At 50.4% G+C, this 25,867-nt stretch carries 23 protein-coding genes; 17 read left to right on the top strand and 6 right to left on the bottom strand.

Annotation, left to right across the window (positions count from 1 at the left end; translation table 11 throughout):
* The first annotated feature begins 5 nt into the window (after positions 1 to 5).
* The 13 genes from EDF88_RS21310 to lpxC all read left to right on the top strand — a co-directional run bounded on the left by EDF88_RS21310 (position 6) and on the right by lpxC (position 16,090).
* Complete coding sequence (locus EDF88_RS21310; RefSeq protein ID WP_064516179.1) at positions 6 to 1,772, top strand: peptidoglycan glycosyltransferase FtsI; 1,767 nt, start codon at positions 6 to 8, stop codon at positions 1,770 to 1,772.
* Positions 1,759 to 3,246 carry a UDP-N-acetylmuramoyl-L-alanyl-D-glutamate--2,6-diaminopimelate ligase gene (gene murE, locus EDF88_RS21305; RefSeq protein WP_134187110.1) on the top strand — a complete coding sequence of 496 codons (1,488 nt, stop codon included), beginning with the start codon at positions 1,759 to 1,761 and terminating at the stop codon, positions 3,244 to 3,246. The genes EDF88_RS21310 and murE overlap by 14 nt, the downstream gene beginning before the upstream one ends.
* Entirely contained in the window at positions 3,243 to 4,601 is a 1,359-nt protein-coding gene (murF, locus tag EDF88_RS21300) for a UDP-N-acetylmuramoyl-tripeptide--D-alanyl-D-alanine ligase (RefSeq protein ID WP_134187108.1), read from the top strand. The genes murE and murF overlap by 4 nt, the downstream gene beginning before the upstream one ends.
* Positions 4,595 to 5,677, top strand: coding sequence for a phospho-N-acetylmuramoyl-pentapeptide-transferase (gene mraY, locus EDF88_RS21295; protein WP_034460947.1), 1,083 nt, complete (start codon positions 4,595 to 4,597; stop codon positions 5,675 to 5,677). Before murF ends, mraY begins: the two co-directional genes overlap by 7 nt.
* A gap of 2 nt (positions 5,678 to 5,679) precedes the next feature.
* Entirely contained in the window at positions 5,680 to 6,996 is a 1,317-nt protein-coding gene (gene murD, locus EDF88_RS21290) for a UDP-N-acetylmuramoyl-L-alanine--D-glutamate ligase (protein ID WP_134187106.1), read from the top strand.
* Positions 6,996 to 8,240 (top strand): cell division protein FtsW, encoded by a 1,245-nt coding sequence (gene ftsW / locus EDF88_RS21285; protein ID WP_064516187.1) that lies wholly within the window; start codon positions 6,996 to 6,998, stop codon positions 8,238 to 8,240. Before murD ends, ftsW begins: the two co-directional genes overlap by 1 nt.
* Positions 8,237 to 9,304: an undecaprenyldiphospho-muramoylpentapeptide beta-N-acetylglucosaminyltransferase gene (gene murG / locus EDF88_RS21280; RefSeq protein WP_134187104.1), complete on the top strand. Its 1,068-nt coding sequence runs from the start codon at positions 8,237 to 8,239 to the stop codon at positions 9,302 to 9,304. Before ftsW ends, murG begins: the two co-directional genes overlap by 4 nt.
* A 67-nt stretch (positions 9,305 to 9,371) precedes the next feature.
* On the top strand, positions 9,372 to 10,847 hold the full coding sequence (murC, locus tag EDF88_RS21275; protein WP_134187102.1) for a UDP-N-acetylmuramate--L-alanine ligase: 1,476 nt from the start codon (positions 9,372 to 9,374) through the stop codon (positions 10,845 to 10,847).
* Positions 10,840 to 11,760 carry a D-alanine--D-alanine ligase gene (locus EDF88_RS21270; RefSeq protein ID WP_064516192.1) on the top strand — a complete coding sequence of 307 codons (921 nt, stop codon included), beginning with the start codon at positions 10,840 to 10,842 and terminating at the stop codon, positions 11,758 to 11,760. Before murC ends, EDF88_RS21270 begins: the two co-directional genes overlap by 8 nt.
* 1 nt (position 11,761) lies before the next feature.
* A complete protein-coding gene (ftsQ, locus tag EDF88_RS21265; RefSeq protein WP_064516194.1) occupies positions 11,762 to 12,598 on the top strand; it encodes a cell division protein FtsQ in 837 nt (278 codons plus the stop codon).
* A gap of 2 nt (positions 12,599 to 12,600) precedes the next feature.
* Complete coding sequence (gene ftsA / locus EDF88_RS21260) at positions 12,601 to 13,857, top strand: cell division protein FtsA (RefSeq protein ID WP_064516196.1); 1,257 nt, start codon at positions 12,601 to 12,603, stop codon at positions 13,855 to 13,857.
* Between the two features lie 63 nt (positions 13,858 to 13,920).
* Complete coding sequence (gene ftsZ, locus EDF88_RS21255; protein WP_134187100.1) at positions 13,921 to 15,072, top strand: cell division protein FtsZ; 1,152 nt, start codon at positions 13,921 to 13,923, stop codon at positions 15,070 to 15,072.
* 100 nt (positions 15,073 to 15,172) lie between these two features.
* On the top strand, positions 15,173 to 16,090 hold the full coding sequence (lpxC, locus tag EDF88_RS21250; RefSeq protein WP_064516200.1) for a UDP-3-O-acyl-N-acetylglucosamine deacetylase: 918 nt from the start codon (positions 15,173 to 15,175) through the stop codon (positions 16,088 to 16,090).
* A gap of 8 nt (positions 16,091 to 16,098) precedes the next feature.
* Here the strand turns inward: lpxC and EDF88_RS21245 are convergent, their stop codons facing one another.
* Positions 16,099 to 16,617, bottom strand: a complete 519-nt coding sequence (locus tag EDF88_RS21245; protein ID WP_034460935.1) for a DciA family protein — start codon at positions 16,615 to 16,617, stop codon at positions 16,099 to 16,101.
* A gap of 22 nt (positions 16,618 to 16,639) precedes the next feature.
* Here EDF88_RS21245 and secM point away from each other — a divergent pair, with 22 nt between their 5' ends.
* The 3 genes from secM to mutT all read left to right on the top strand — a co-directional run bounded on the left by secM (position 16,640) and on the right by mutT (position 20,387).
* Positions 16,640 to 17,146, top strand: coding sequence for a secA translation cis-regulator SecM (gene secM / locus EDF88_RS21240; RefSeq protein ID WP_064516203.1), 507 nt, complete (start codon positions 16,640 to 16,642; stop codon positions 17,144 to 17,146).
* A gap of 66 nt (positions 17,147 to 17,212) precedes the next feature.
* A complete protein-coding gene (gene secA, locus EDF88_RS21235) occupies positions 17,213 to 19,918 on the top strand; it encodes a preprotein translocase subunit SecA (protein WP_064516205.1) in 2,706 nt (901 codons plus the stop codon).
* A gap of 64 nt (positions 19,919 to 19,982) precedes the next feature.
* Positions 19,983 to 20,387, top strand: a complete 405-nt coding sequence (gene mutT, locus EDF88_RS21230) for an 8-oxo-dGTP diphosphatase MutT (protein WP_064516207.1) — start codon at positions 19,983 to 19,985, stop codon at positions 20,385 to 20,387.
* Here the strand turns inward: mutT and yacG are convergent.
* From yacG to coaE, 3 genes are read right to left on the bottom strand one after another with little or no spacing between them, the layout of a single operon-like run.
* Complete coding sequence (gene yacG, locus EDF88_RS21225) at positions 20,384 to 20,581, bottom strand: DNA gyrase inhibitor YacG (protein ID WP_034460927.1); 198 nt, start codon at positions 20,579 to 20,581, stop codon at positions 20,384 to 20,386. The genes mutT and yacG overlap by 4 nt on opposite strands.
* 9 nt (positions 20,582 to 20,590) lie before the next feature.
* A complete protein-coding gene (zapD, locus tag EDF88_RS21220; RefSeq protein WP_064516209.1) occupies positions 20,591 to 21,334 on the bottom strand; it encodes a cell division protein ZapD in 744 nt (247 codons plus the stop codon).
* Entirely contained in the window at positions 21,334 to 21,954 is a 621-nt protein-coding gene (gene coaE, locus EDF88_RS21215) for a dephospho-CoA kinase (RefSeq protein WP_134187098.1), read from the bottom strand. The genes zapD and coaE overlap by 1 nt, the downstream gene beginning before the upstream one ends.
* A 252-nt stretch (positions 21,955 to 22,206) precedes the next feature.
* On the opposite strand from coaE, the gene EDF88_RS21210 reads away from it, so the two are divergent.
* Entirely contained in the window at positions 22,207 to 23,250 is a 1,044-nt protein-coding gene (locus EDF88_RS21210; RefSeq protein WP_064516213.1) for a GMP reductase, read from the top strand.
* A gap of 39 nt (positions 23,251 to 23,289) precedes the next feature.
* Here the strand turns inward: EDF88_RS21210 and hofC are convergent, their stop codons facing one another.
* Both hofC and gspE read right to left on the bottom strand, forming a co-directional pair.
* A complete protein-coding gene (gene hofC, locus EDF88_RS21205) occupies positions 23,290 to 24,495 on the bottom strand; it encodes a protein transport protein HofC (protein ID WP_134187096.1) in 1,206 nt (401 codons plus the stop codon).
* Positions 24,488 to 25,867, bottom strand: coding sequence for a type II secretion system protein GspE (gene gspE, locus EDF88_RS21200; protein ID WP_134187094.1), 1,380 nt, complete (start codon positions 25,865 to 25,867; stop codon positions 24,488 to 24,490). The genes hofC and gspE overlap by 8 nt, the downstream gene beginning before the upstream one ends.

Genomic DNA, 25,867 nt, shown 5'->3' with positions numbered 1-25,867 from the left:
GGCAGATGAGAGCAGCGGCAAAAACGCTTAAACCGAAACGCCAGGAAGAACAGGCCAACTTTGTAAGTTGGCGTTTTGCGTTGCTTTGCGGTTGCATTTTGCTGGCGCTGGTTTTCTTGCTGGGGCGCGTTGCCTGGCTGCAAATCATTGCGCCAGATATGCTGGTTCGCCAGGGAGACATGCGCTCTTTGCGTGTGCAGGAAGTCTCTACTTCTCGTGGCATGATTAGCGATCGCGCTGGTCGCCCATTGGCAGTAAGCGTGCCGGTGAATGCGATTTGGGCCGACCCGAAAGAGCTGCATGATGCAGGTGGTATTACGCTGGACAACCGCTGGAAAGCGCTGGCGGATGCTCTGAAAATCCCTCTTGACCAACTAGCTTCCCGTGTTAACAGCAACCCGAAAGGCCGATTTATTTATCTCGCTCGTCAGGTAAACCCTGATATTGGCGATTACATCAAAAAACTGAAACTTCCCGGCATTCATTTACGCCAGGAATCTCGTCGTTACTACCCTTCAGGCGAAGTAACCGCTCACCTCATTGGCTTCACTAACGTAGATAGCCAGGGTATCGAGGGCGTTGAAAAAAGCTTCGACAAATGGCTGACCGGCCAACCGGGCGAGCGCGTCGTGCGTAAAGACCGTTTCGGGCGTGTTATTGAAGATATTTCTTCAACCGATAGCCAGGCTGCTCATAACCTGGCTTTGAGCATTGACGAACGCTTGCAGGCTCTGGTTTATCGCGAACTCAACAACGCGGTGGCTTTCAACAAAGCAGAATCAGGTAGTGCGGTGTTGGTGGATGTCAGCACGGGTGAAGTATTAGCGATGGCAAACAGCCCATCCTATAACCCAAATAATTTAAGCGGAACCCCGAAAGACGTGATGCGTAACCGTACCATTACGGACGTTTTCGAGCCGGGTTCGACAGTGAAACCTATGGTGGTCATGACTGCGCTGCAACGTGGCGTGGTACGTGAGAATACCGTTCTGAATACCGTGCCGTACCGCATTAATGGTCATGAGATCAAAGATGTGGCGCGCTACAGCGAATTGACCCTTACCGGGGTGCTACAGAAGTCGAGTAACGTCGGGGTTTCTAAACTGGCGTTAGCGATGCCCTCCTCAGCGTTGGTAGATACTTACTCGCGTTTTGGATTGGGAAAAGCGACCAACTTGGGGCTGGTCGGAGAACGCAGTGGCTTATATCCGCAAAAACAACGGTGGTCTGACATAGAGAGGGCCACCTTCTCTTTCGGCTACGGGCTAATGGTAACCCCGTTACAGTTAGCGCGAGTCTACGCAACGATTGGCAGCTACGGTGTGTATCGCCCACTGTCGATTACGAAGGTTGATCCACCGGTTCCAGGTGAACGTATTTTCCCTGAACAGTTGGTTCGTACCGTCGTTCATATGATGGAAAGTGTGGCATTGCCTGGTGGTGGTGGTGTTAAAGCCGCCATCAAAGGCTACCGCATTGCAATTAAGACCGGTACGGCGAAAAAAGTCGGTCCGGACGGAAAATACGTCAACAAATACATTGCTTACACCGCAGGCGTAGCGCCAGCAAGTAACCCTCGATTTGCGCTGGTTGTGGTGATTAACGACCCACAAGCAGGGAAATATTACGGTGGTGCCGTCTCTGCACCTGTGTTCGGTGCCATTATGGGCGGCGTTCTGCGCACCATGAATATCGAACCGGATGCTCTGGCGACAGGTGAAAAAAGTGAATTTGTAATCAATCAAAATGAGGGATCAGGTGGCAGATCGTAATTTGCGCGACCTTCTTGCTCCGTGGGTGCCACAAGCGCCAGAGAGAGCTCTGCGAGAAATGACACTCGATAGCCGCGTGGCGGCATCGGGCGACCTTTTTGTGGCTATAGTCGGTCATCAGGCGGACGGGCGTCGATATATCCCGCAGGCAATAGCGCAAGGTGTAGCCGCTATCGTTGCTGAAGCTGAAGGCGAAGCAGTAGATGGCGAAATCCGTGAAATGCACGGTGTGCCGGTTATTTATTTGAGCCAATTGCATCAACGACTTTCTGCTTTGGCCGGGCGTTTTTACAACGAACCCTCAAGTGCATTACGCCTGGTTGGCGTAACGGGCACAAATGGCAAAACCACGACCGCTCAGTTGCTCGCGCAGTGGAGCCAGCTGTTGGGCGAAACCAGTGCCGTTATGGGTACTGTGGGTAACGGTTTACTCGGAAATGTGAAACCTACCGAAAACACCACTGGTTCTGCAGTCGACGTGCAGCACGTGCTGGCGGCCCTGGCTGATGAAGGCGCGAGCTTTGCAGCGATGGAAGTTTCCTCACACGGGTTGGTTCAGCATCGTGTTTCCGCATTGAAATTTGCCGCCAGCGTATTCACCAATCTCAGCCGCGATCATCTTGATTACCACGGTGATATGGCAGGCTATGAAGCCGCCAAATGGCTGCTGTTCTCAGAACATGATTACGGGCATGCGGTTATCAATGCTGATGATGAAGTCGGACGCAATTGGTTAGCGCGTTTGCCTGACGCTGTTGCCGTTACGATGGAAGATAATTTACAGCCTGGCTGTCGTGGCCGTTGGTTGAAAGCAACCAACGTGCATTATCACGATGGCGGGGCCACTATCCAGTTCAGCTCTTCATGGGGCGATGGTGAAATCGAAAGTCGCCTGATGGGGGCTTTCAACGTCAGCAACTTGTTGTTAGCGCTGGCCACTCTGTTAGTGCTGGATTACTCACTCGAAGAATTGCTGAAAACGGCTCCGAGCCTGCAACCTGTTTGCGGTCGCATGGAAGTTTTCGCAGCTCCTGGTAAGCCGACGGTTGTAGTGGATTATGCCCATACGCCAGATGCGCTGGAAAAAGCCCTGCAGGCAGCTCGTTTACATTGTAGCGGCAAGCTGTGGTGTGTCTTCGGCTGCGGCGGTGACCGTGATAAAGGTAAGCGCCCAATTATGGGTGGTATCGCTGAACAGTATGCCGATGTTGTTGTTGTTACCGATGACAACCCTCGCACTGAAGAGCCAAAAGCGATCGTTGCCGATATTCTTGTCGGTATGCTGGATGCTGGTCGTGTACATGTGGTTTCAGGCCGTGCCGAAGCTGTCACTAACGCAGTTATGCAAGCGCAAGAGAATGATGTGGTTCTGGTGGCCGGGAAAGGTCATGAGGATTATCAAATTGTGGGTGTACGCCGTCTGGACTACTCCGACCGTGTCACTGTCGCCCGTCTGTTGGGGGTTGTGGCATGATCCGCGTTTCCTTGAGCCAACTTGCCACTGTCCTGAAGGGAGAGTTGCATGGTGCTGACGCTGATATCATTGATGTCACTACCGACACGCGCAAATTAACGCAGGGCTGTCTGTTCGTCGCACTGAAAGGTGAGCGTTTTGATGCTCATGATTTTGCGCAAGATGCCGTGAATGGTGGGGCAGGGGCGTTATTGGTTAGCCGCAAGTTAGCTATCAATGTTCCACAGCTAGTAGTGGCCGATACGCATCAGGCATTTGGCGAGCTCGGAGCCTGGGTGCGTCAGCAAGTTCCAACACGTATTGTCGCGCTGACCGGTTCTTCCGGTAAAACCTCTGTAAAAGAGATGACCGCATCTATTTTGCGTGAGTGCGGTAACACCTTATATACCGCTGGCAATCTGAATAACGATATTGGCGTGCCAATGACGTTGTTACGCCTGACGCCAGAACATGAATATGCGGTTATTGAGCTCGGTGCGAATCACCAGGGTGAAATCGCCTGGACTGTGAACCTCACACGCCCGGAAGCTGCGTTGGTCAATAACCTGGCAGCTGCACACCTGGAAGGGTTTGGGTCGCTTGCCGGTGTGGCGAAAGCAAAAGGTGAAATCTTCACTGGTTTGCCTGAGAACGGCATCGCTATTCTCAACGCAGATAACAATGATTGGCTGAACTGGCAGGAAGTGATTGGTGAGCGCAAAGTATGGCGCTTCTCGCCTAATGCCACAGGCAGTGATTTTACTGCAACCAATGTGCACATTACTGCGCATGGCACCGATTTCACCATCAAAACACCAATGGGTGACGTTGATGTTACGCTCCCACTTCCTGGTCGCCATAACATTGCTAATGCGCTGGCTGCGGCCTCACTTGCGATGTCAGTGGGCGCTTCTCTGGAAGCGGTTAAAACCGGCCTGGCAGGTCTTAAAGCCGTTCCCGGGCGTCTGTTCCCGATTCAACTTTCTGAAAACCAATTGCTCCTCGACGACAGTTACAACGCCAATGTGGGGTCGATGACCGCTGCAGCACAGGTGCTGTCTGAAATGCCGGGTTACCGCGTGATGGTGGTCGGTGATATAGGGGAGTTGGGTGCAGAGTCTGTTGAATGCCATCGTCAGGTGGGTGAAGCAGCAAAAGCGTCAGGCATTGATTGCGTACTAAGTGTGGGCACACTGAGCGAAACAATCAGTACCGCCTCTGAAGTTGGCGAACATTTTACCGATAAGCCTTCTTTAATTATGCGCCTGAGGGCGCTACTCGCTGAGCATTCAATGATTACCATTTTAGTGAAGGGTTCACGTAGTGCCGCCATGGAACAGGTAGTACACGCATTACAGGAGAATGGAACATGTTAGTTTGGCTGGCCGAACACTTGGTCAAATATTATTCCGGCTTTAACGTCTTTTCCTATCTGACGTTTCGCGCCATTGTCAGCCTGCTGACCGCTCTGTTCATCTCGTTATGGATGGGGCCGCGTATGATTGCTCGTTTGCAGCAACTCTCCTTCGGCCAGGTTGTGCGTAACGACGGCCCGGAATCTCACTTCAGCAAACGCGGTACACCAACGATGGGCGGGATTATGATCCTGACTTCTATCGTTATCTCCGTGTTGATGTGGGCATATCCATCAAATCCTTATGTCTGGTGTGTGTTGTTCGTGCTGATCGGTTACGGGGTGATTGGCTTTATCGATGACTACCGCAAAGTGGTGCGTAAAGACACTAAAGGTCTGATTGCACGATGGAAATACTTCTGGATGTCGGTCATCGCGCTGGCTGTAGCTTTCACGATGTACAGCGTAGGAAAAGGAACGCCAGCCACCGAGCTGGTTGTGCCGTTCTTTAAAGATGTAATGCCGCAGCTTGGTCTTTTCTACGTGCTGTTGGCGTACTTTGTTATTGTCGGCACTGGTAACGCAGTAAACCTGACTGATGGCCTGGATGGGTTGGCGATTATGCCAACCGTGCTGGTGGCATCAGGTTTTGCGCTGGTTGCCTGGGCGACCGGTAACATTAAGTTTGCAGAGTATCTGCATATTCCTTATCTACGTCATGCCGGGGAACTGGTCATCGTCTGTACGGCGATTGTTGGTGCGGGGCTTGGTTTCTTATGGTTCAACACCTACCCGGCGCAAGTATTTATGGGCGATGTGGGTTCATTAGCTCTGGGCGGTGCGCTCGGAACAATCGCTGTACTGTTGCGTCAGGAATTCCTGCTGGTAATCATGGGCGGCGTGTTTGTGGTTGAAACGCTATCGGTCATCTTGCAAGTCGGCTCCTTCAAATTGCGCGGGCAGCGCATTTTCCGCATGGCCCCAATTCATCACCATTATGAATTGAAAGGTTGGCCGGAGCCGCGAGTCATTGTGCGCTTCTGGATTATTTCGCTGATGCTGGTCCTGATTGGCCTGGCTACCCTGAAGGTACGTTAACTATGACTGATTACCAGGGTAAAAATGTCGTCATTATCGGATTAGGCCTCACGGGCCTGTCCTGCGTGGACTTTTTCCTTGCGCGTGGTGTTACACCACGTGTGATGGACACCCGCATTTCACCGCCGGGTCTTGAGAAATTGCCTGAATCGGTGGCGCGACATACTGGCTCACTCAACGAAGACTGGTTGTTAGCGGCTGACTTGATTATTGCCAGCCCTGGTATCGCCGTAGCCCATCCTGCTTTGACCCGTGCGGCAGATGCCGGTGTTGAAATTGTGGGTGATATCGAACTCTTTTGCCGCGAAGCACAAGCTCCGATTGTGGCGATTACTGGCTCGAATGGTAAAAGCACTGTCACCACTTTAGTCGGTGAAATGGCTAAAGCAGCTGGTGTGAATGTGGGTGTCGGTGGAAATATCGGCCTGCCCGCGTTAATGCTGCTGGAGCCAAATCGTGAGCTTTACGTGCTTGAGTTATCCAGCTTTCAGTTAGAAACCACCTTTAGCCTGAAAGCTGCTGCAGCGACGATTCTTAACGTCACTGAAGACCATATGGACAGGTATCCGTTTGGTCTGCAGCAGTATCGTGCAGCCAAATTACGTGTTTATGAAAACGCCGCTGTCTGTGTAGTCAACGCCGATGATGCGCTGACGATGCCTGTGCGTGGTGCAGATGAACGCTGCATCAGCTTTGGCGTAGACGTAGGTGACTATCACCTTAATCACCAGCAAGGCGATACCTGGCTGCGGGTGAAAGGCGAGAAAATACTGAACACCAAAGAAATGAAAGTGGTTGGTCGTCATAACTACACCAACGCACTTGCTGCACTTGCGCTGGCTGATGCAGTAAAACTTCCGCGCTCCAGCAGCCTAAAAGCACTTACAACATTTACCGGCCTTGCTCATCGCTTCCAGCTTGCCTGGGAACGTAACGGCGTGCGCTGGATTAACGATTCTAAAGCAACCAATGTTGGCAGCACTGAAGCGGCGCTAAATGGCTTGAAAGTTGAAGGTACGCTGCATCTGTTGTTAGGGGGTGACGGCAAATCTGCTGATTTCTCTTCACTTGCTCAATACCTGCAAGGCTCTGCAATTCGTCTTTACTGTTTTGGCCGCGATGGTGCTGAACTTGCTGCATTGCGTCCGGATGTTGCTGAGCAAACTGAAACGATGGAACAGGCGATGAAATTAATCGCTTCTCGTGTCAAGACAGGTGATATGGTTCTGCTTTCCCCTGCTTGTGCAAGCCTCGATCAGTTCAAAAACTTTGAGCAACGTGGTGACCAATTCACCTTACTTGCGAAGGAGCTTGGCTGATGCGCTTATCTCTCCCTCGCCTGCGTATGCCTCGCGTGCCTGGATTTGCCATCCTGGCCTGGTTGGGTTCGGCGCTTAAAGGCTGGGTGATGGGCACCAAGGAAGCAGATTCCAATAACATCGTGATGTATGACCGCACGTTGTTATGGCTGACTTTCGGGTTAGCAGCTGTCGGTTTCATTATGGTGACATCTGCATCTATGCCAGTAGGGCAGCGCCTGGCCAATGATCCCTTCCTGTTTGCGAAACGCGACGGGTTGTACATCATTCTGGCGTTTGCTCTGGCAATGGTGACATTGCGCCTGCCGATGGATTTCTGGCAGCGTCACAGTACCGCAATGCTGTTGCTCTCTATCGCTATGCTATTGATTGTACTGGTTGTCGGTAGCTCGGTTAACGGTGCATCACGTTGGATTGCTTTCGGCCCGTTGCGTATTCAGCCAGCTGAGTTCACTAAGCTGTCGTTGTTCTGTTATCTCGCCAACTATCTGGTTCGTAAGGTTGATGAAGTGCGTAATAACCTGCGCGGCTTCCTCAAACCGATGGGCGTGATTCTGGTATTAGCCGTGCTGCTGCTGGCGCAGCCTGACCTTGGTACGGTGGTTGTGCTGTTTGTTACTACGCTTGCGATGCTGTTCCTGGCGGGAGCCAAACTCTGGCAGTTCCTGGCGATTATCGGTATGGGTATCTCAGCCGTTATTTTGCTGATCCTTGCTGAACCGTATCGTATCCGCCGCGTAACGTCATTCTGGAATCCATGGGATGACCCATTTGGTAGTGGTTACCAGCTAACACAGTCTCTGATGGCATTTGGCCGCGGCGAATTGTGGGGGCAGGGCTTAGGTAACTCGGTTCAAAAACTTGAATATTTACCAGAAGCACATACCGACTTCATCTTCTCGATTATCGGAGAAGAGCTGGGATATATCGGTGTGGTACTAGCTTTATTGATGGTATTCTTCGTGGCTTTTCGTGCGATGTCCATTGGCAAACGTGCATTAGAAATGGACCAGCGTTTTGCGGGCTTCTTAGGTTGCTCAATTGGAGTCTGGTTTAGTTTCCAGGCACTGGTAAACGTGGGTGCAGCAGCGGGTATGCTGCCAACGAAAGGCCTGACATTACCACTGATCAGTTACGGTGGTTCGAGTCTATTAATTATGTCTACAGCAATCATGATGTTGCTGCGTATCGATCATGAAACACGTCTGGCCAAAGCGCAGGCGTTTACGAAGGGTGTGCGATGAGTAATCAAACCCGGCGGTTAATGGTGATGGCAGGCGGGACCGGTGGGCATGTGTTCCCGGGTCTTGCAGTGGCTCATCATTTAATGGCTCAGGGCTGGCAAGTACGCTGGCTCGGAACCGCCGATCGTATGGAAGCTGACTTAGTTCCTAAGCATGGGATTGAGATCGATTTTATTCGTATTTCAGGCTTGCGTGGTAAAGGCCTGAAAGCAATGTTGCTGGCGCCGGTTCGTATTTTCAATGCCTGGCGTCAAGCGCGGGCCATCATGAAAGCCTATCGTCCGGACGTGGTTCTGGGGATGGGTGGTTATGTGTCAGGTCCTGGTGGTCTGGCGGCATGGTCACTGGGTATTCCGGTGGTGTTGCATGAGCAAAACGGTATTGCCGGGTTAACCAACAAATGGCTGTCAAAGATCGCTAAAAAAGTGATGCAGGCGTTTCCGGGTGCATTCCCAAATGCTGACGTAGTGGGCAACCCGGTACGTACCGATGTGCTGGCTTTACCATTGCCACAAGAACGTTTTGCCGGGCGCGAAGGCCCTGTGCGGGTATTAGTTGTTGGTGGTTCTCAGGGCGCGCGCGTGCTGAACCAGACCATCCCGCAAGTTGCCGGTCGCCTGGGCGATGCTGTCACCATTTGGCACCAGAGTGGCAAAGGTGGCGAAGAGTTTGTTACGCAAGGTTATGCAGATGCAGGACAGCCTCAGCATAAAGTAACCGAGTTTATTGATGATATGGCCGCCGCCTACGCGTGGGCCGATGTCGTGGTCTGCCGCTCCGGTGCATTAACCGTTAGCGAAGTCGCGGCCGCAGGGTTACCTGCACTGTTTGTTCCCTTCCAGCACAAAGACCGGCAGCAATACTGGAATGCGCTGCCGTTGGAAAAAGCTGGAGCGGCAAAAATACTGGAGCAACCGCAGTTTACCGTGGATGCCGTTACCCAAACTCTCGCCGGATGGGACAGAGCAACGTTATTGGCAATGGCTGAGCGTGCGCGTGCTGTATCCATTCCTGATGCCACAGAGCGGGTAGCAAAAGAAGTGAGCGCCGCAGCACTGGCGTAATCATTGTGGGCGGCTGTGTTGCCCATGAATATTTGAAGTAATGGCGTTCGACGCTGCAGGTTAGAGAATGAATACACAACAACTGGCGAAACTGCGTTCTATCGTGCCCGAGATGCGTCGCGTCCGGCACATTCACTTTGTTGGCATCGGCGGCGCCGGTATGGGCGGTATTGCCGAAGTTTTAGCTAACGAAGGTTACCAGATTAGTGGGTCTGATCTGGCTCCGAACCCGGTCACTCAACAGTTGTCGGCGCTGGGCGCCACGATTTATTTCAACCATCGCCCGGAAAACGTGCTGGATGCGAGCGTTGTGGTGGTTTCGACCGCAATCTCTATGGATAACCCGGAAATTGTTGCGGCTCATGAAGCCCGTATCCCGGTTATCCGCCGTGCTGAAATGTTGGCTGAGTTGATGCGCTTCCGTCACGGCATTGCGATTGCCGGTACGCACGGCAAAACAACCACCACGGCGATGGTTTCCAGCATCTATGCAGAAGCAGGCCTGGATCCTACTTTTGTGAACGGTGGCTTGGTGAAAGCCGCAGGAACCCACGCGCGTTTAGGTCACAGTCGTTACCTGATTGCAGAAGCAGATGAGAGTGATGCGTCATTCCTCCACCTGCAACCGATGGTTTCTGTGGTGACGAATATCGAAGCAGATCACATGGATACTTACCAGGGTGACTTCGAGAATTTAAAGCAGACATTTATTAACTTCCTGCACAACTTACCGTTCTACGGCCTGGCCGTAATGTGTGTCGATGATCCAGTTATTCGCGAGTTGTTGCCGCGCGTAGGTCGCAAAATCACTACGTACGGTTTTAGCGAAGATGCGGACGTGCGCATTGAAAGCTATCAGCAGAAAGGCCCGCAGGGGCATTTTACGATTGTGCGCCAGGACAAACCTGCTCTGCATGTCACGCTGAACGCACCAGGTCGTCACAACGCGTTAAATGCGGCTGCGGCGGTTTCTGTTGCAACAGAAGAAGGCATTGATGATGCAGACATTCTGCGTGCTCTGGAAAGCTTCCAGGGGACAGGTCGCCGGTTTGATTTCTTAGGCGAATATCCGCTTGCAGCGGTCAACGGCAAAGAGGGCACCGCAATGCTGGTGGATGACTACGGTCACCATCCGACAGAGGTCGATGCAACCATTAAAGCGGCGCGCGCGGGCTGGCCGGATAAAAACCTGGTCATGATTTTCCAGCCACACCGTTTCACTCGTACCCGTGATTTGTACGATGACTTTGCTAACGTATTGTCGCAAGTGGATTCATTGCTGATGCTGGACGTTTATTCTGCTGGTGAAGCTGCGATTCCCGGTGCTGATAGTCGTTCACTTTGCCGCACCATTCGTGGACGCGGAAAAGTGGACCCGATTCTGGTCCCAGATGCCAGCCAGATTGCTGACGTTTTAGCACCAGTTTTGTCGGGAAATGACTTGATCCTGGTGCAAGGTGCAGGAAATGTCGGGAAAGTTGCCAGAAACCTGGCTGAATTTAAATTGCAGTCCCACACTAAGGAAGGAGACCAACATGGCTGATAAAATCGCTGTCCTGCTGGGCGGTACTTCCGCTGAACGTGAGGTGTCATTGCAATCAGGCGCTGCAGTACTTGCGGGTCTTCGAGAAGCAGGAATTGATGCGCACGAAGTTGATCCTAAAAACACGCCAGTGACTGAGCTAAAAGCGCAGGGGTTCGACAAAGTATTTATTGCCTTACATGGTCGTGGTGGGGAAGACGGAACGCTGCAAGGATTGCTGGAATTCTTAAAGTTGCCTTACACCGGTAGTAGCGTGATGGCTTCTGCTGTCACTATGGATAAATTGCGTACCAAATTGCTGTGGAAAGGTGCTGATTTACCGGTTGCTCCGTGGGTTGCGCTAACTCGTCGTGACGTTGAAGCGGGCATTAGTGCAACCACAGTTGAACGCATCGCAAGCTTAGGGTTGCCTGTCATCGTTAAGCCAAGCCGTGAAGGCTCAAGCGTTGGTATGTCTAAGGTTGATAACGTTTCAGCACTGCCTGCAGCGCTTGAATTAGCCTTTGAGCATGACGAAGAAGTGCTAATTGAAAAATGGTTAAGTGGCCCTGAGTACACGGTTGCGATTCTTGGCGAAGAAATATTACCGTCAATTCGTATCCAACCCGCTGGAATTTTCTATGATTATGAGGCGAAGTATCTCTCTGATGAGACACAATATTTCTGCCCGAGCGGTTTAATTGAGCAGCGCGAACAAGAATTGCAGGCTTTAGTGCTGCAAGCCTGGCAAGTTTTGGGCTGCAGTGGCTGGGGGCGCGTAGACGTCATGCTAGATAGCGACGGCCAGTTTTATCTGCTGGAGGTTAATACCTCTCCAGGTATGACCAGCCATAGCCTGGTGCCAATGGCGGCACGTCAGGCTGGGATGACCTTCTCTCAACTGGTAGTGCGTATTCTGGAGTTGGCAGACTGATATGTCGCAAGCAGCTCTGAATACGCGTAATCGCCAGGAAGAAGAAGAAACCAGTACTCGTCGCAGTAACGGTGGGCGACTGGCCGGGATAATTTTCCTGAGCGCAGTACTGTTTACGGTATTTATCGGCGGCTGGATTGTGGTCGGCTGGATGGAAGATGCTCAGCGCCTGCCGCTCTCGAAGTTGGTGGTTACTGGTGAACGTCATTACACCCGCAACGATGATATTCGTCAGTCAATTCTGGCACTTGGGCCCCCGGGCACCTTTATGACCCAGGATGTGAATATCATCCAGCAGCAAATTGAACGCTTACCATGGATTAAGCAGGCGAGCGTAAGAAAGCAGTGGCCGGACGAATTGAAGATTCATCTGGTTGAATATGTGCCCATCGCGCGCTGGAATGATCAGCATATGATTGATGCGCAAGGAAATTCGTTTAGTGTTCCTGCAGAACGTTCTGCAAAGCAGACTTTACCTATGTTATCCGGGCCAGAAGGCAGTGAAGGTGAAGTGTTGGAAGGCTTCCGCGACATGGGCGCAGTGCTGGCAAAGGATAAATTTACGTTGAAAGAAGCGGCGATGACCGCTCGTCGTTCCTGGCAATTGACGTTGAATAATGGCATTAAGCTCAACTTGGGCCGGGGCGATACGATGAAACGCTTGAGTCGCTTTGTAGAACTTTACCCTGTTCTGCAGCAGCAAGAGCAAGCCGACAACAAAAGGATTAGTTATGTCGACTTGCGTTATGACTCAGGCGCGGCAGTAGGCTGGCAGCCTGCTCCCGTAACAGAACAACCTAATCCTAATCAGCAACAGAATCAGGCACAGGCAGAATAACAATGATCAAGGCGACGGACAGAAAACTGGTAGTAGGACTGGAGATCGGTACCGCAAAGGTTGCCGCTTTAGTAGGGGAAGTTCTGCCTGACGGTATGGTCAATATTATTGGCGTGGGCAGTTGCCCATCGCGTGGTATGGACAAAGGTGGCGTAAACGATCTTGAGTCAGTCGTGAAATGCGTTCAGCGCGCGATTGACCAGGCCGAATTAATGGCGGACTGCCAGATATCTTCGGTCTACCTTGCGCTGTCAGGTAAGCATATTAGCTGTCAAAACGAGATTGGCATGGTGCCGATTTCAGAAGAAGAAGTGACACAGGAAGACGTTGAGAACGTTGTTCACACCGCGAAGTCAGTACGCGTACGTGACGAACATCGTGTTTTGCACGTAATCCCGCAAGAATATGCAATTGACTACCAGGAAGGCATCAAAAATCCTGTAGGTTTATCAGGTGTTCGCATGCAGGCTAAAGTGCACTTGATTACCTGCCACAACGACATGGCTAAAAACATCGTCAAAGCTGTTGAACGTTGTGGTCTGAAAGTTGACCAACTGATCTTTGCAGGCCTTGCAGCAAGCTACGCAGTTTTGACCGAAGATGAGCGTGAATTAGGGGTCTGCGTAGTCGATGTCGGTGGTGGTACAATGGATATCGCGGTCTACACTGGCGGCGCACTGCGCCACACCAAAGTTATCCCTTATGCAGGGAACGTGGTGACCAGCGATATCGCTTATGCCTTCGGCACACCACCGAGTGACGCAGAAGCTATTAAAGTGCGCCATGGCTGCGCGCTAGGTTCGATGGTGGGTAAAGATGAAAACGTTGAAGTGCCAAGTGTCGGTGGACGTCCACCGCGTAGCCTGCAACGCCAGACGCTCGCTGAAGTTATCGAGCCTCGTTATACCGAATTATTGAACCTGGTAAACGAAGAGATTTTGCAGTTACAAGAACAACTTCGTCAGCAAGGTGTGAAGCACCACCTGGCCGCTGGGATTGTTCTGACAGGTGGCGCCGCGCAAATTGAAGGGCTGGCAGCTTGCGCGCAACGGGTGTTCCATACGCAAGTACGTATCGGACAGCCGCTCAATATTACAGGCCTGACTGATTATGCCCAGGAGTCTTATTACTCCACAGCAGTCGGCTTGCTGCACTACGGGAAAGAAACACATCTCAGTGGTGAAGCAGAAGTGGAAAAACGAACCTCTGTCGGCTCATGGATTAAGCGAATCAACAGCTGGCTGAGAAAAGAGTTTTAAATTTTATAAGAGACCAGACAAAATTAGCGGTCTCAGGCGACAGGCACAAAACGGAGAGAAACTATGTTTGAACCTATGGAACTGACCAACGACGCGGTGATTAAAGTCATCGGCGTCGGTGGTGGCGGCGGTAATGCCGTTGAACACATGGTGCGCGAACGCATCGAAGGTGTTGAATTCTTTGCAGTGAATACTGATGCTCAAGCGTTACGTAAAACTGCTGTAGGCCAGACTATCCAGATTGGTAATGGTATTACCAAAGGTCTGGGTGCTGGAGCGAACCCTGAAGTGGGTCGTACCGCTGCGGAAGAAGACCGTGAAGCGTTACGTGCGGCCCTTGAAGGCGCAGACATGGTATTTATCGCTGCAGGTATGGGCGGTGGTACAGGTACAGGTGCTGCACCTGTAGTTGCAGAGGTTGCTAAAGATCTGGGCATTCTGACCGTTGCTGTTGTGACTAAGCCATTCAATTTTGAAGGCAAGAAGCGCATGGCATTCGCGGAGCAGGGTATTGCTGAGCTCTCTAAGCACGTCGATTCCTTGATCACTATCCCTAACGACAAATTGTTGAAAGTACTGGGCCGTGGTATTTCTTTGCTTGACGCTTTTGGCGCAGCAAACGATGTGCTCAAAGGCGCGGTGCAGGGTATCGCAGAACTGATTACTCGTCCGGGCCTGATGAACGTCGACTTTGCTGACGTGCGCACAGTAATGTCCGAAATGGGTTATGCCATGATGGGCTCTGGTGTGGCAAGTGGTGAAGACCGTGCTGAAGAAGCGGCAGAAATGGCGATTTCCAGCCCGCTGTTGGAAGACATCGATCTGTCCGGCGCTCGTGGCGTTCTGGTTAACATCACCGCTGGCTTCGACCTGCGTCTGGATGAGTTCGAAACGGTGGGTAACACCATTCGTGCGTTCGCATCTGATAACGCGACTGTGGTTATCGGTACTTCTCTGGACCCAGAGATGAACGACGAACTGCGTGTAACTGTTGTTGCAACCGGTATTGGCATGGACAAACGTCCAGAAATTACCCTGGTGACCAACAAGCAGACTCAACAGCCAGTTATGGATCGCTACCAACAACACGGTATGGCTCCGCTTCAGCAAGAGCAGAAACCTGTTGCCAAGGTAGTTAATGACAATACGCCACAAACGACGAAAGAGCCTGATTATCTGGATATTCCAGCGTTTTTGCGCAAGCAAGCTGATTAAGAATAAACCGGAATTTGGGGAACTGCGCTCTTTGTGCTAAACTGGCCCACCGATTGTGATATACACTTCGGTTGGATAGTTAATTTGGCGAGATTATACGATGATCAAACAAAGGACTCTTAAACGTATCGTTCAGGCGACTGGTGTCGGTTTACATACCGGCAAGAAAGTCATGCTGACGTTACGCCCTGCGCCGGCAAATACCGGGGTCATCTATCGTCGCACTGACTTGAATCCTCCGGTAGATTTTCCGGCAGATGCCAAATCTGTGCGTGATACCATGCTCTGTACTTGCCTGGTGAACGAGCACGATGTGCGGATTTCTACCGTTGAGCATTTGAATGCCGCCCTTGCGGGATTAGGTATTGATAACATCATTGTTGAAGTCAATGCCCCTGAAATCCCAATCATGGACGGTAGTGCAGCGCCATTCGTCTACCTGCTGCTTGATGCCGGGATTGACGAATTAAACTGTGCGAAGAAATTTGTACGCGTCAAAGAAACAGTTCGTGTTGAAGACGGCGACAAATGGGCTGAATTCAAGCCGTATAATGGTTTCTCTTTGGATTTCACCATCGACTTTAACCATCCGGCGATTGATGCCAGCACCCAACGCTACAGCATGAATTTCTCTGCCGACGCGTTTATGCGCCAGATTAGTCGTGCTCGTACCTTCGGTTTCATGCGTGATATCGAATATCTGCAGTCCCGTGGTTTGTGCCTGGGCGGTAGCTTCGATTGTGCCATCGTTGTTGACGATTATCGCGTACTGAACGAAGACGGCTTGCGTTTTGAAGATGAATTCGTTCGTCACAAAATGCTTGATGCGATTGGTGACTTGTTCATGTGTGGCCATAACATTATCGGCGCGTTTACCGCCTATAAATCTGGTCATGCACTAAATAACAAATTGCTTCAAGCGGTTCTGGCGAAGCAGGAAGCCTGGGAATGGGCAACCTTCGAAGACGATGCTGAGCTTCCGCTAGCGTTCAAAGCACCGAAAATGGTTCTGGCATAACACCAGAATTATTTATTGCGACTGGTTTCATTGGTACTCTCTCCGGCCAATGACGCCAGTCGTTCTATTATTGCCTTTAATTTTTCCGGGCTACGTTCAGCCACCATTCTTAATGCCTCTGCACTTTGCTGACTCAGAACTCTGTTGACCCCTTCAGTTTTACCCTTCACTGTTTGAATGCTGTTTTCTTGTACTGATTCTTGCCCAATTGCAGCCAGTGATGGATTAATCCTGATGTCGATTGATGTCAATGATGGTAATATTTGTGCACGTAATGCACTCAGTAGCGTGGCTTGTTCATAGCGTAAACGCATCAGCCAGCTAGCATTTGCAGTTTCAAGTACGAGAATGCCTTGTCGGAAATTTGCTACCCGGCACCAGGGATGTAGTTGAGCGGGTAATATCCCTTTCACAGCCCTGTTGAGCCTAAGTAGTGCAGTTGCGCGTTGTTGCACGTTTTGCAACACGCTTTCGGCTCCAGCATCATCGAACAAATGATCTAAAGATTGTGGGCGACTATCACGCATACATAATGCTCCGGCGGATAAAGTGATTGGTATTCTAAATTGTTGGCGACAGTTTGGCAGACGTTATTTCTGGCCGCATCTCTTGTTAGGGATGGTCGCGGCGAGTTTTGGTATGCCTGCGCTCAGCCAAAATACCGAGCCAACAGCCCCTGCTGAAACATCCACCAGTAGCCACGATTACCTCAACAAGGTCAGCTTCAATAGTCTGGCATTATTGCAGGAAAGTACCCGCCGACCATCATTTAGTGTCGATTACTGGCATCAGCATGCAATTCGAACTGTAATTCGTCACCTTTCTTTTGCTATGGCGCCGCAAACGCAGCCAGCAGCACAAGAGAGTTTGCCACTTCAGGCACATAAACTCGCTTTACTGGACACGCTCAGTGCGCTGCTCACCCAGGAAAGCAAACCCCCAGTTATTGTGCGCCACACTGCACTTTGGCAATCGCCAGCTGTCGAGACTTTTAGTCCTGCCATTTGGATAAGCCAGGTCCAGGGTATCCGCGCTGGCCCACAACGCCTCAGCTAACTCCATTTCCTTTAATTATAACGTTATTTTAGCTCTGCCCTGACGGTAGGCGTTTGAGAATTAATTATGCTAATCAAATTATTAACTAAAGTTTTCGGTAGCCGCAACGACCGCACCCTGCGTCGTATGCGTAAAGTTGTAAATATTATCAATAGCATGGAACCGGAAATTGAAAAACTTTCGGATGATGAATTAAAAGCAAAAACTGGCGAATTCCGTGCGCGTCTTGAGAAAGGCGAAGTGCTGGAGAATCTGATCCCAGAAGCTTTTGCTGTTGTTCGTGAGGCGAGTAAACGTGTATTCGGCATGCGCCACTTCGACGTGCAGTTGCTGGGCGGTATGGTTCTGAACGAACGCTGCATCGCAGAGATGCGTACTGGTGAAGGTAAAACACTGACTGCAACTCTGCCTGCATACCTGAACGCATTAAGCGGCCGTGGTGTTCACGTTGTTACTGTGAACGACTATCTGGCCCAGCGCGATGCTGAAAACAACCGTCCTTTGTTCGAATACCTTGGCCTGAGCGTTGGTATCAACTTGCCAAACATGCCAGCACCTGCAAAGCGCGAAGCTTATGCAGCTGACATTACTTACGGCACCAACAACGAGTACGGCTTTGACTACCTGCGCGACAATATGGCGTTCAGCCCTGAAGAACGCGTTCAGCGCAAACTGCACTATGCATTGGTGGATGAGGTTGACTCAATTCTTATCGATGAAGCACGTACGCCGCTGATTATCTCCGGCCCTGCTGAAGATAGCTCCGAGATGTACCGTAAAGTAAACAAAATCATCCCGAGCCTGATCCGTCAGGAAAAAGAAGATTCTGATACTTTCCAGGGCGAAGGCCACTTCTCGGTGGACGAAAAATCTCGTCAGGTAAACATTACCGAACGCGGTCTGGTGCTGGTTGAAGAGTTGCTGGTACGCGAAGGCATCATGGAAGAAGGTGAGTCTCTGTACTCCCCGACGAACATTATGCTGATGCACCACGTGACTGCTGCATTGCGTGCGCACGTGCTGTTCGCCCGTGACGTTGATTACATCGTTAAAGATGGCGAAGTTATCATCGTTGATGAACACACCGGTCGTACCATGCAAGGTCGCCGCTGGTCTGATGGCCTGCATCAGGCTGTTGAAGCTAAAGAAGGCGTCGACATTCAGAACGAAAACCAGACGCTGGCATCCATCACCTTCCAGAACTACTTCCGCCTGTATGAAAAACTGGCCGGTATGACGGGTACTGCGGACACCGAAGCATTCGAATTTAGCTCTATCTACAAACTCGATACCATTGTTGTGCCGACTAACCGTCCAATGATCCGTAAAGACATGCCTGATCTGGTCTATATGACCGAAGCAGACAAGATTATGGCAATCATTGAAGATATTAAAGAGCGCACGATCAACGGTCAGCCTGTTCTTGTCGGTACTATTTCAATCGAGAAATCCGAAGTGGTTTCTGCTGAATTGACCAAAGCCGGTATCAAACACAACGTTCTGAACGCCAAATTCCACGCCAACGAAGCAGGTATCGTTGCTCAGGCCGGTTACCCAGCCTCTGTGACCATCGCAACCAACATGGCTGGTCGTGGTACGGATATCGTGTTGGGTGGTAGCTGGCAGGCAGAAGTTGCTGAGCTTGAAGACCCAACGCCTGAGCAAATCGCGCAGATTAAAGCTGACTGGCAGATTCGCCATGACGCAGTTCTGGCATCAGGTGGCTTGCACATTATCGGTACCGAGCGTCACGAATCTCGCCGTATCGATAACCAGTTGCGTGGCCGTTCCGGCCGTCAGGGCGATGCGGGTTCATCTCGTTTCTACCTGTCCATGGAAGATTCACTGATGCGTATTTTCGCATCGGATCGTGTTTCAGGCATGATGCGTAAACTCGGTATGAAGCCGGGCGAAGCGATTGAACACCCATGGGTTACTAAGGCAATTGCTAACGCCCAGCGTAAAGTTGAAAGCCGTAACTTCGATATCCGTAAACAGCTTCTGGAATATGATGATGTGGCCAACGATCAGCGTCGTGCGATCTACAGCCAGCGTAACGAATTGCTGGATGTGAGCGACGTTAGCGAAACCATCAACAGCATCCGCGAAGACGTCTTTAAAGTGACTATCGACGCACACATTCCACCGCAATCACTGGAAGAAATGTGGGATGTTGAAGGCCTGGAAGAACGCCTGAAAAACGATTTCGACCTTGAACTGCCAATTAAAGAGTGGCTGGATAAAGAGCCTGAACTGCACGAAGAAACTCTGCGTGAGCGTATTTTGCAGAACGCTATTGAAGTGTATAAGCGTAAAGAAGAGGTTGTTGGCATTGAAATGATGCGCCACTTCGAAAAAGGCGTCATGTTGCAGACTCTGGATTCACTGTGGAAAGAGCACCTTGCAGCGATGGATTACCTGCGCCAGGGTATCCACTTGCGTGGTTATGCGCAGAAAGATCCTAAGCAAGAATACAAGCGTGAATCCTTTGCGATGTTTGCATCAATGCTTGAAGCGCTGAAATATGAAGTGATCAGTACGCTCAGCAAAGTGCAGGTTCGTATGCCTGAAGAAGTAGAGGCAATGGAGCAGCAGCGTCGTGAAGAAGCTGAACGTTTGGCGCAGATGCAACAGTTGAGCCATCAGGATGCTGACACACTTGCTGCTGAAGAGTTGGCTGCGGAAACAGGTGAGCGCAAAGTGGGCCGTAACGATCCGTGCCCATGCGGTTCAGGTAAGAAATTCAAACAGTGCCATGGCCGTTTAAGCTAAGAATGTAATTGTCGATAAAGGCGCAGCTTGCTGCGCCTTTTTTCTATGGAGCAGCTGCACAAAAATGAAACAACTAGAAATCGCCGTTGGCATAATCCGCAATCAAGCGGGTGAGATTTTTATTACTCAAAGAGCCGCCGATGCTCACATGGCCAATAAGCTTGAATTTCCCGGTGGGAAGATTGAAGCCGATGAAACGCCTGAGCAGGCATTGGTTCGTGAGCTTCAGGAAGAGACAGGTATCACGGCTACCGGCTTTACTCTTTTTGATAAACTGGCTTATGAGTTCCCGGACCGGCATATCACGCTGTGGTTTTTCATGGTGGAAAGTTGGGAAGGTGAACCGTGGGGTAAAGAAGGGCAACCGGGTCAATGGATTGCGCAAAATGCGCTGGTGGCGTCAGATTTTCCACCAGCCAATGAACCAGTAATTAGCAAACTAGTTATTAACAAACTACAGCAAGGTTAACGCAGGTCTTCTTCACTCCAGTCGTCGCTTTCTGATAAATCGCCGCTGCTAGGAATTCGTTTTTCCTCGGCGGCCCATTCACCTAAGTCAATCAACTGGCAGCGTTTGCAGCAAAATGGGCGATATGGGCTGGTTTCATCCCAGATGACAACTTTACCGCAACCCGGGCAATTCACTTTTATTGTTTCAGTCATATTCGCTCCTTAACAGCACGCGAGCTCAAAATCGAGACGTTCAGGGATGAGTCCATTTTCGCTATCCAGTGGTAAGAAACGGATCGCAAAACGGCTCTTATGACCAGAAACCTGCGGATAAAGCTGTGAGGAAAGGTCCAGCTGTAAACGCAGTAAATCGGCGTCATCCCCGTTATTCTGATAAAAACCATTGAGGCTGGTTTGTCTACGTAATGGTGCAGAATTACGAATAATATCGAGTACCAGATCCAGCGCTTGTTTTAATGGCTGCAACGTCGCAAGCCAGCTATTAATTTGCGCATCACGCTGATCCTGGGGGGAATATAGCCAGATGTGCAATGTTGGCAAATCAAAACTACAGCACCCGCCTGGGATACTCAGGCGCTGGCGAACGAGGGCAATCAAACGGTCTTCACGTAATGCTTGTCCCAAGCGAGGGGCTGCCATTAAAACACCACCACGTTCTTTGAGTTGGCTACGCAGTGAATCAATGCGCTGCATATCTACGCCTGGAACTTCAGACCAGTTCAATAATTTACGCTGCTGGCGTTCCAGCTCTTTAAGAATATCTGTGCGAATCTCACCACGCTCAAAGACATCGAGCAGGTCACCGATATTGCGGAAAAAATGAAGTGCTTTGGCTGTTTCGTCTACCGGTAATGAACTTTCGAGTTGTTGGATTAAGAACTCGATACGCAACCAGGTACGCATTTTTTCATTAAGTGGGTGCTCAAAAAGAATCTGGGTGCTCATTATTCATTTTCCTGCTGTGCGGCCTGGGCTGCCAGTTGCAGATACTGGCGGTGCAGACGGTCAACATGTGCGGCCACCTGTGCAGTACCACCATCATTATTAATTACATCATCGGCGGCGCTTAAGCGTGCCTCGCGTGTCGCCTGTGCAGCAAGGATTTGCAGCACATGTTCGCGACTAACTTTATCGCGCGCAATAGTACGTGCGATTTGCACTTCTGGCGAGACATCAACAACCAGAACACGATCTGCCTTTTGTTGTAGGTTATTCTCAATTAATAAAGGAACAACCCACAAAACGTAGGGAGAAAGAGCCTGGTTGATTTCGGCTTGGGTGCGCTGATGGATAAGTGGGTGTAGCAGAGCATTGAGCCATTTTTTCTCTTCCTCGGAAGAAAAGATCTTTGCGCGAAGAGCTCGACGGTTGAGAGTGCCATCCTGAAGGAGGATCTCATCACCAAAATGGTCAGAAATAATGCGAAGAGCGGGCTGACCGGGCTCTACGACCTGACGCGCAATGACGTCAGCATCAACAACGGTAATACCTAAGCGGGAAAAGTTATCGGCGATAGTACTCTTACCACTGCCAATACCACCCGTTAATGCAACCGTATAAACCATAAGAGTCGGACCCTGAAGCGATTTTATATTTCTAAGGTAAATTTTAACGATTGTAGCGTAAAAAAGACTGTTTTCGCAGTCTTGCGGCTGCATTAATAGTGCGTATGATAGCGTCACTGGAATTGGTAGTTATACCCGCCATACTTCAAGCCGCAGATGCGTTGGCCGCAATCCTGCAACTCGAATTATCCAGGGTATGTATTGCCGATTGCGTTCACGCGTCCTTCGCCATTCGACCCAGGAATCTGCAACATGCGTATTGAAGAAGATTTGAAGTTAGGTTTTAAAGACGTTCTTATCCGCCCGAAACGTTCCACACTGAAAAGCCGCTCTGATGTAGAGCTCGAGCGCCAGTTCACTTTCAAACACTCCGGTATTGCATGGTCAGGTGTTCCGATCATTGCTGCTAACATGGACACCGTTGGTACATTCGGCATGGCCCAGGCATTGGCCTCGTTTGATATCCTCACCGCCGTGCATAAGCACTACTCTGTTGAAGAGTGGAGCAACTTCGTTAAGTCTGCTTCAGACGACATCCTGAAGTTCGTGATGGTTTCAACCGGTACATCAGACGCTGATTTCCAGAAGACCAAACAGATTCTTTCTTTGAACCCAGCGCTGAAATTTATCTGTATCGATGTAGCTAATGGCTATTCCGAACACTTCACTCAGTTCGTTTCTAAAGCGCGTGAAGCGTGGCCGGACAAAGTTATCTGTGCAGGTAACGTTGTTACTGGTGAAATGTGCGAAGAGCTTATCCTTTCGGGTGCGGACATCGTTAAAGTTGGTATCGGTCCAGGTTCTGTGTGTACTACTCGAGTGAAAACAGGTGTCGGTTACCCGCAACTTTCTGCTGTTATTGAATGTGCTGATGCTGCTCATGGCCTCGGTGGCCAGATTGTTAGTGATGGCGGTTGTACTATGCCGGGCGATGTTGCTAAAGCATTTGGCGGCGGCGCAGATTTCGTGATGCTGGGCGGTATGCTGGCTGGTCATGACGAAAGTGGCGGCACAATCGTTGAAGAAAACGGCGAGAAATTCATGCTGTTCTATGGCATGAGCTCCGAATCTGCAATGACCCGCCATGTTGGTGGTGTTGCACAGTACCGTGCAGCAGAAGGCAAAACCGTTAAGCTGCCATTGCGTGGCCCTGTTGAAAATACTGCCCGCGATATTATGGGCGGCCTGCGTTCTGCATGTACTTACGTTGGTGCTTCTCGCCTGAAAGAGTTGACCAAGCGTACTACGTTCATTCGTGTGAATGAGCAGGAAAACCGCGTTTTCAATAGCCTCTAAGCTATCAGCGACATACGGCGTGGCATTTTCGCTACGCCGTCATCCCGCGCTCATTGCATCGCCTAACTGAAAAATAGGCAGATACATCGCGATGACCAGCGTCCCAATGATAATCCCCACAACTAACATCATTACTGGCTCCAGAGCGGCGGCAAGATTGTCTGCCAGTTCCTCGGTATGGTTATGATGCCAACTCGCCAGCTTCTCGAGCATTAAATCCAGGGCGCCTGACTCTTCTCCTATTCTTATCAATTGGCAACACAATGGCGTGAAGCGCTCGCTTTGTGAGAGTGTTTGCCATAGTGGTATTCCTTGAGTCACCTGGTAGTTTATTTGCAGAATAACCTGCTTCCACAGTAGTTGCGGCAAAGTGGTTTCTACAGCTTTAAGCCCTTGTAGCAAGGGAATTCCTGCCTGCTGGGAAAGGGATAGTGTGGTGTAGATTTGGCTAAGGATTTGCCCACGCCATAGCGGAGCGAGCAATGGGATTTGCAGCATCAGACGTTGTTCGTACTCTTGCCAATGAGGTTTCTTTGTTCGCAAAATATAGCCAAAGGCCGTGAGTATAAGAGTGACTAACAGCCACCATGCTCCCTGTGTTGTTACCCAGTTTGATACTGCCATTACCGCCACTGTAATAGCGGGTAATGGGGCATTAAATGAACGATAAATATTGGCAAATTCGGGCAGTACAAAACTCATCATCCCGATTGTCACCAGTAGTGCTACCGCTACGATAAATAGTGGATAACGCAGGGCTTTCATGACCTTTTTACGTAGCTGGTACAGTTTTTCTTGTTGATCAGCTAGCTTCTGGCAGCACTCGTCTAGCTTCCCGGTTAGCTCACCAATATGAATCAGAGCGATGAACAACGGTGGGAAAATCCCTGGCCATTGCTGTAAGGCGGCAGAGAAAGAGATGCCATTAGAAACGCGATGCCCGATATCCTTTAGTAATGCCCGCCATTCACCAAAAGGGTGTTGCTGCGCGATAAGTAATAGCCCGTCAGACAAAGATATTCCCGCCTGAAGCAACGTCGCCAGCTGGCGGAATATCTGTATTTTTTGCTGAATATGCCAGCAGCCTCGGCGGGTGTGCGATATTTTCCGCAACTGTAAAAGCTGGAGGTCCCAAGTGAATAACTTTTCACTGACAGATTCCGCGTCATCTGCAAGCACATCCCCTTGTTGAATTTGCCCGTGTTGATCGACTGCTTTCCAGTGCCAGAGTACAAATTTAGCCATGAGGAACACCAAGCACCCGATATAGCTCTTCAAGAGTGGTTAGCCCTTGTTCAACAGCCTGGCAGCCACTTTCAAATAGCGTCATCATGCCTTGTTCCCTTGCCAGAGTTTCGATTTCATGGGCTGGCATGCCGGCAATAATTGCTGATTGAAGTGCTGTATCGATAAGCAAAATTTCAAATAATGCACTTCGCCCGTAGAACCCTCCATAACAGCGCTCGCAGCCAGTTGCTTGCCAACGAGGCAAAGCTGTGGCCCAAAGCGATGTGGGTAGGATGATGTCTTCAGGGAGTTGTTCTTTACAGTGTGGGCAGAGTTTACGTACCAGGCGCTGTGCAACGACCATATTCAGTGCAGATGCTAACATCCATCGCTCGACTCCCATTTGTTCGAGGCGAACGACAGTCTCAGTCGTGGAATTAGTATGCAATGTTGAAAGTACCAGATGCCCTGTTTGCGCTGCTTTAATGGCTATTTCTGCCGTATCGCCATCACGAATTTCACCCACCATGATGATATCCGGATCCTGACGTAGTAAGGCGCGTAAAACACTTTGAAAATTAAGCCCCGCTTTAGTGTTAATTTGCGTTTGATTAAGACCTTGCATAGGGATTTCTATCGGGTCTTCAACACTACATAGATTGGTTGAGACTTGGTTGAGTATCTTTAATGCACTGTAAAGCGTGATTGTTTTCCCACTCCCTGTGGGGCCGGTGACAAGAATCATGCCCTGGGGATTGGCTAAAGCGCTTTGAAAGCGAGAGCTATCCTCTGGTGACATGCCTAACTCCGATAGCTCAAAGGTCTGCTCTGTTTGAGCCATCAAACGTAACACAACTTTTTCACCGTGATATACCGGCAGTGTCGCTATGCGAAATGAACATTTGCGTTGTTCGATTTCGATCTCCATTTGCCCATCTTGGGGAAGGCGGCGTTCTGCTATATCCAGATTTCCCAATACCTTAAGTCGCGCGGTTAGTGGTGCAGCCAGATGTGATGGCAGCAGTGGTTGAAGTTGCAACACGCCATCAACGCGAAAACGAATTTGATACCCTTGCTCTAACGGTTCGAAGTGAATGTCTGATGCCCTGAGTTGCAGGGCTTTGTGGAGCGTATCTTGCAACAGTTGAACCACTGGAGCTGTATTCTCAAGAGGTTCCTCCGCGCTAACAGACGGCCGCGAGTGCCTTGCTTTTTCCAGCTGTTCAACTGGCCAGTATTCAACATTGGCAGGCTTATCACAGATAAAACGCAATGCTTCAAAAAACTGTACGGGTGGGTTTGGCGCAATAGCGATATGCAGCAATGGAGCTTCAGAAAGCAATATCGCCTGATATTGGTTACACAGTGCGAGAATCTGCTGATTTGCCAT

It is taken from the genome of Buttiauxella sp. BIGb0552, from assembly GCF_004366275.1.
Lineage (GTDB): Bacteria > Pseudomonadota > Gammaproteobacteria > Enterobacterales > Enterobacteriaceae > Buttiauxella > Buttiauxella gaviniae.
Note: the sequence above shows the minus strand (reverse complement) of the source record. Positions and strands in the feature narration are given on the sequence as shown.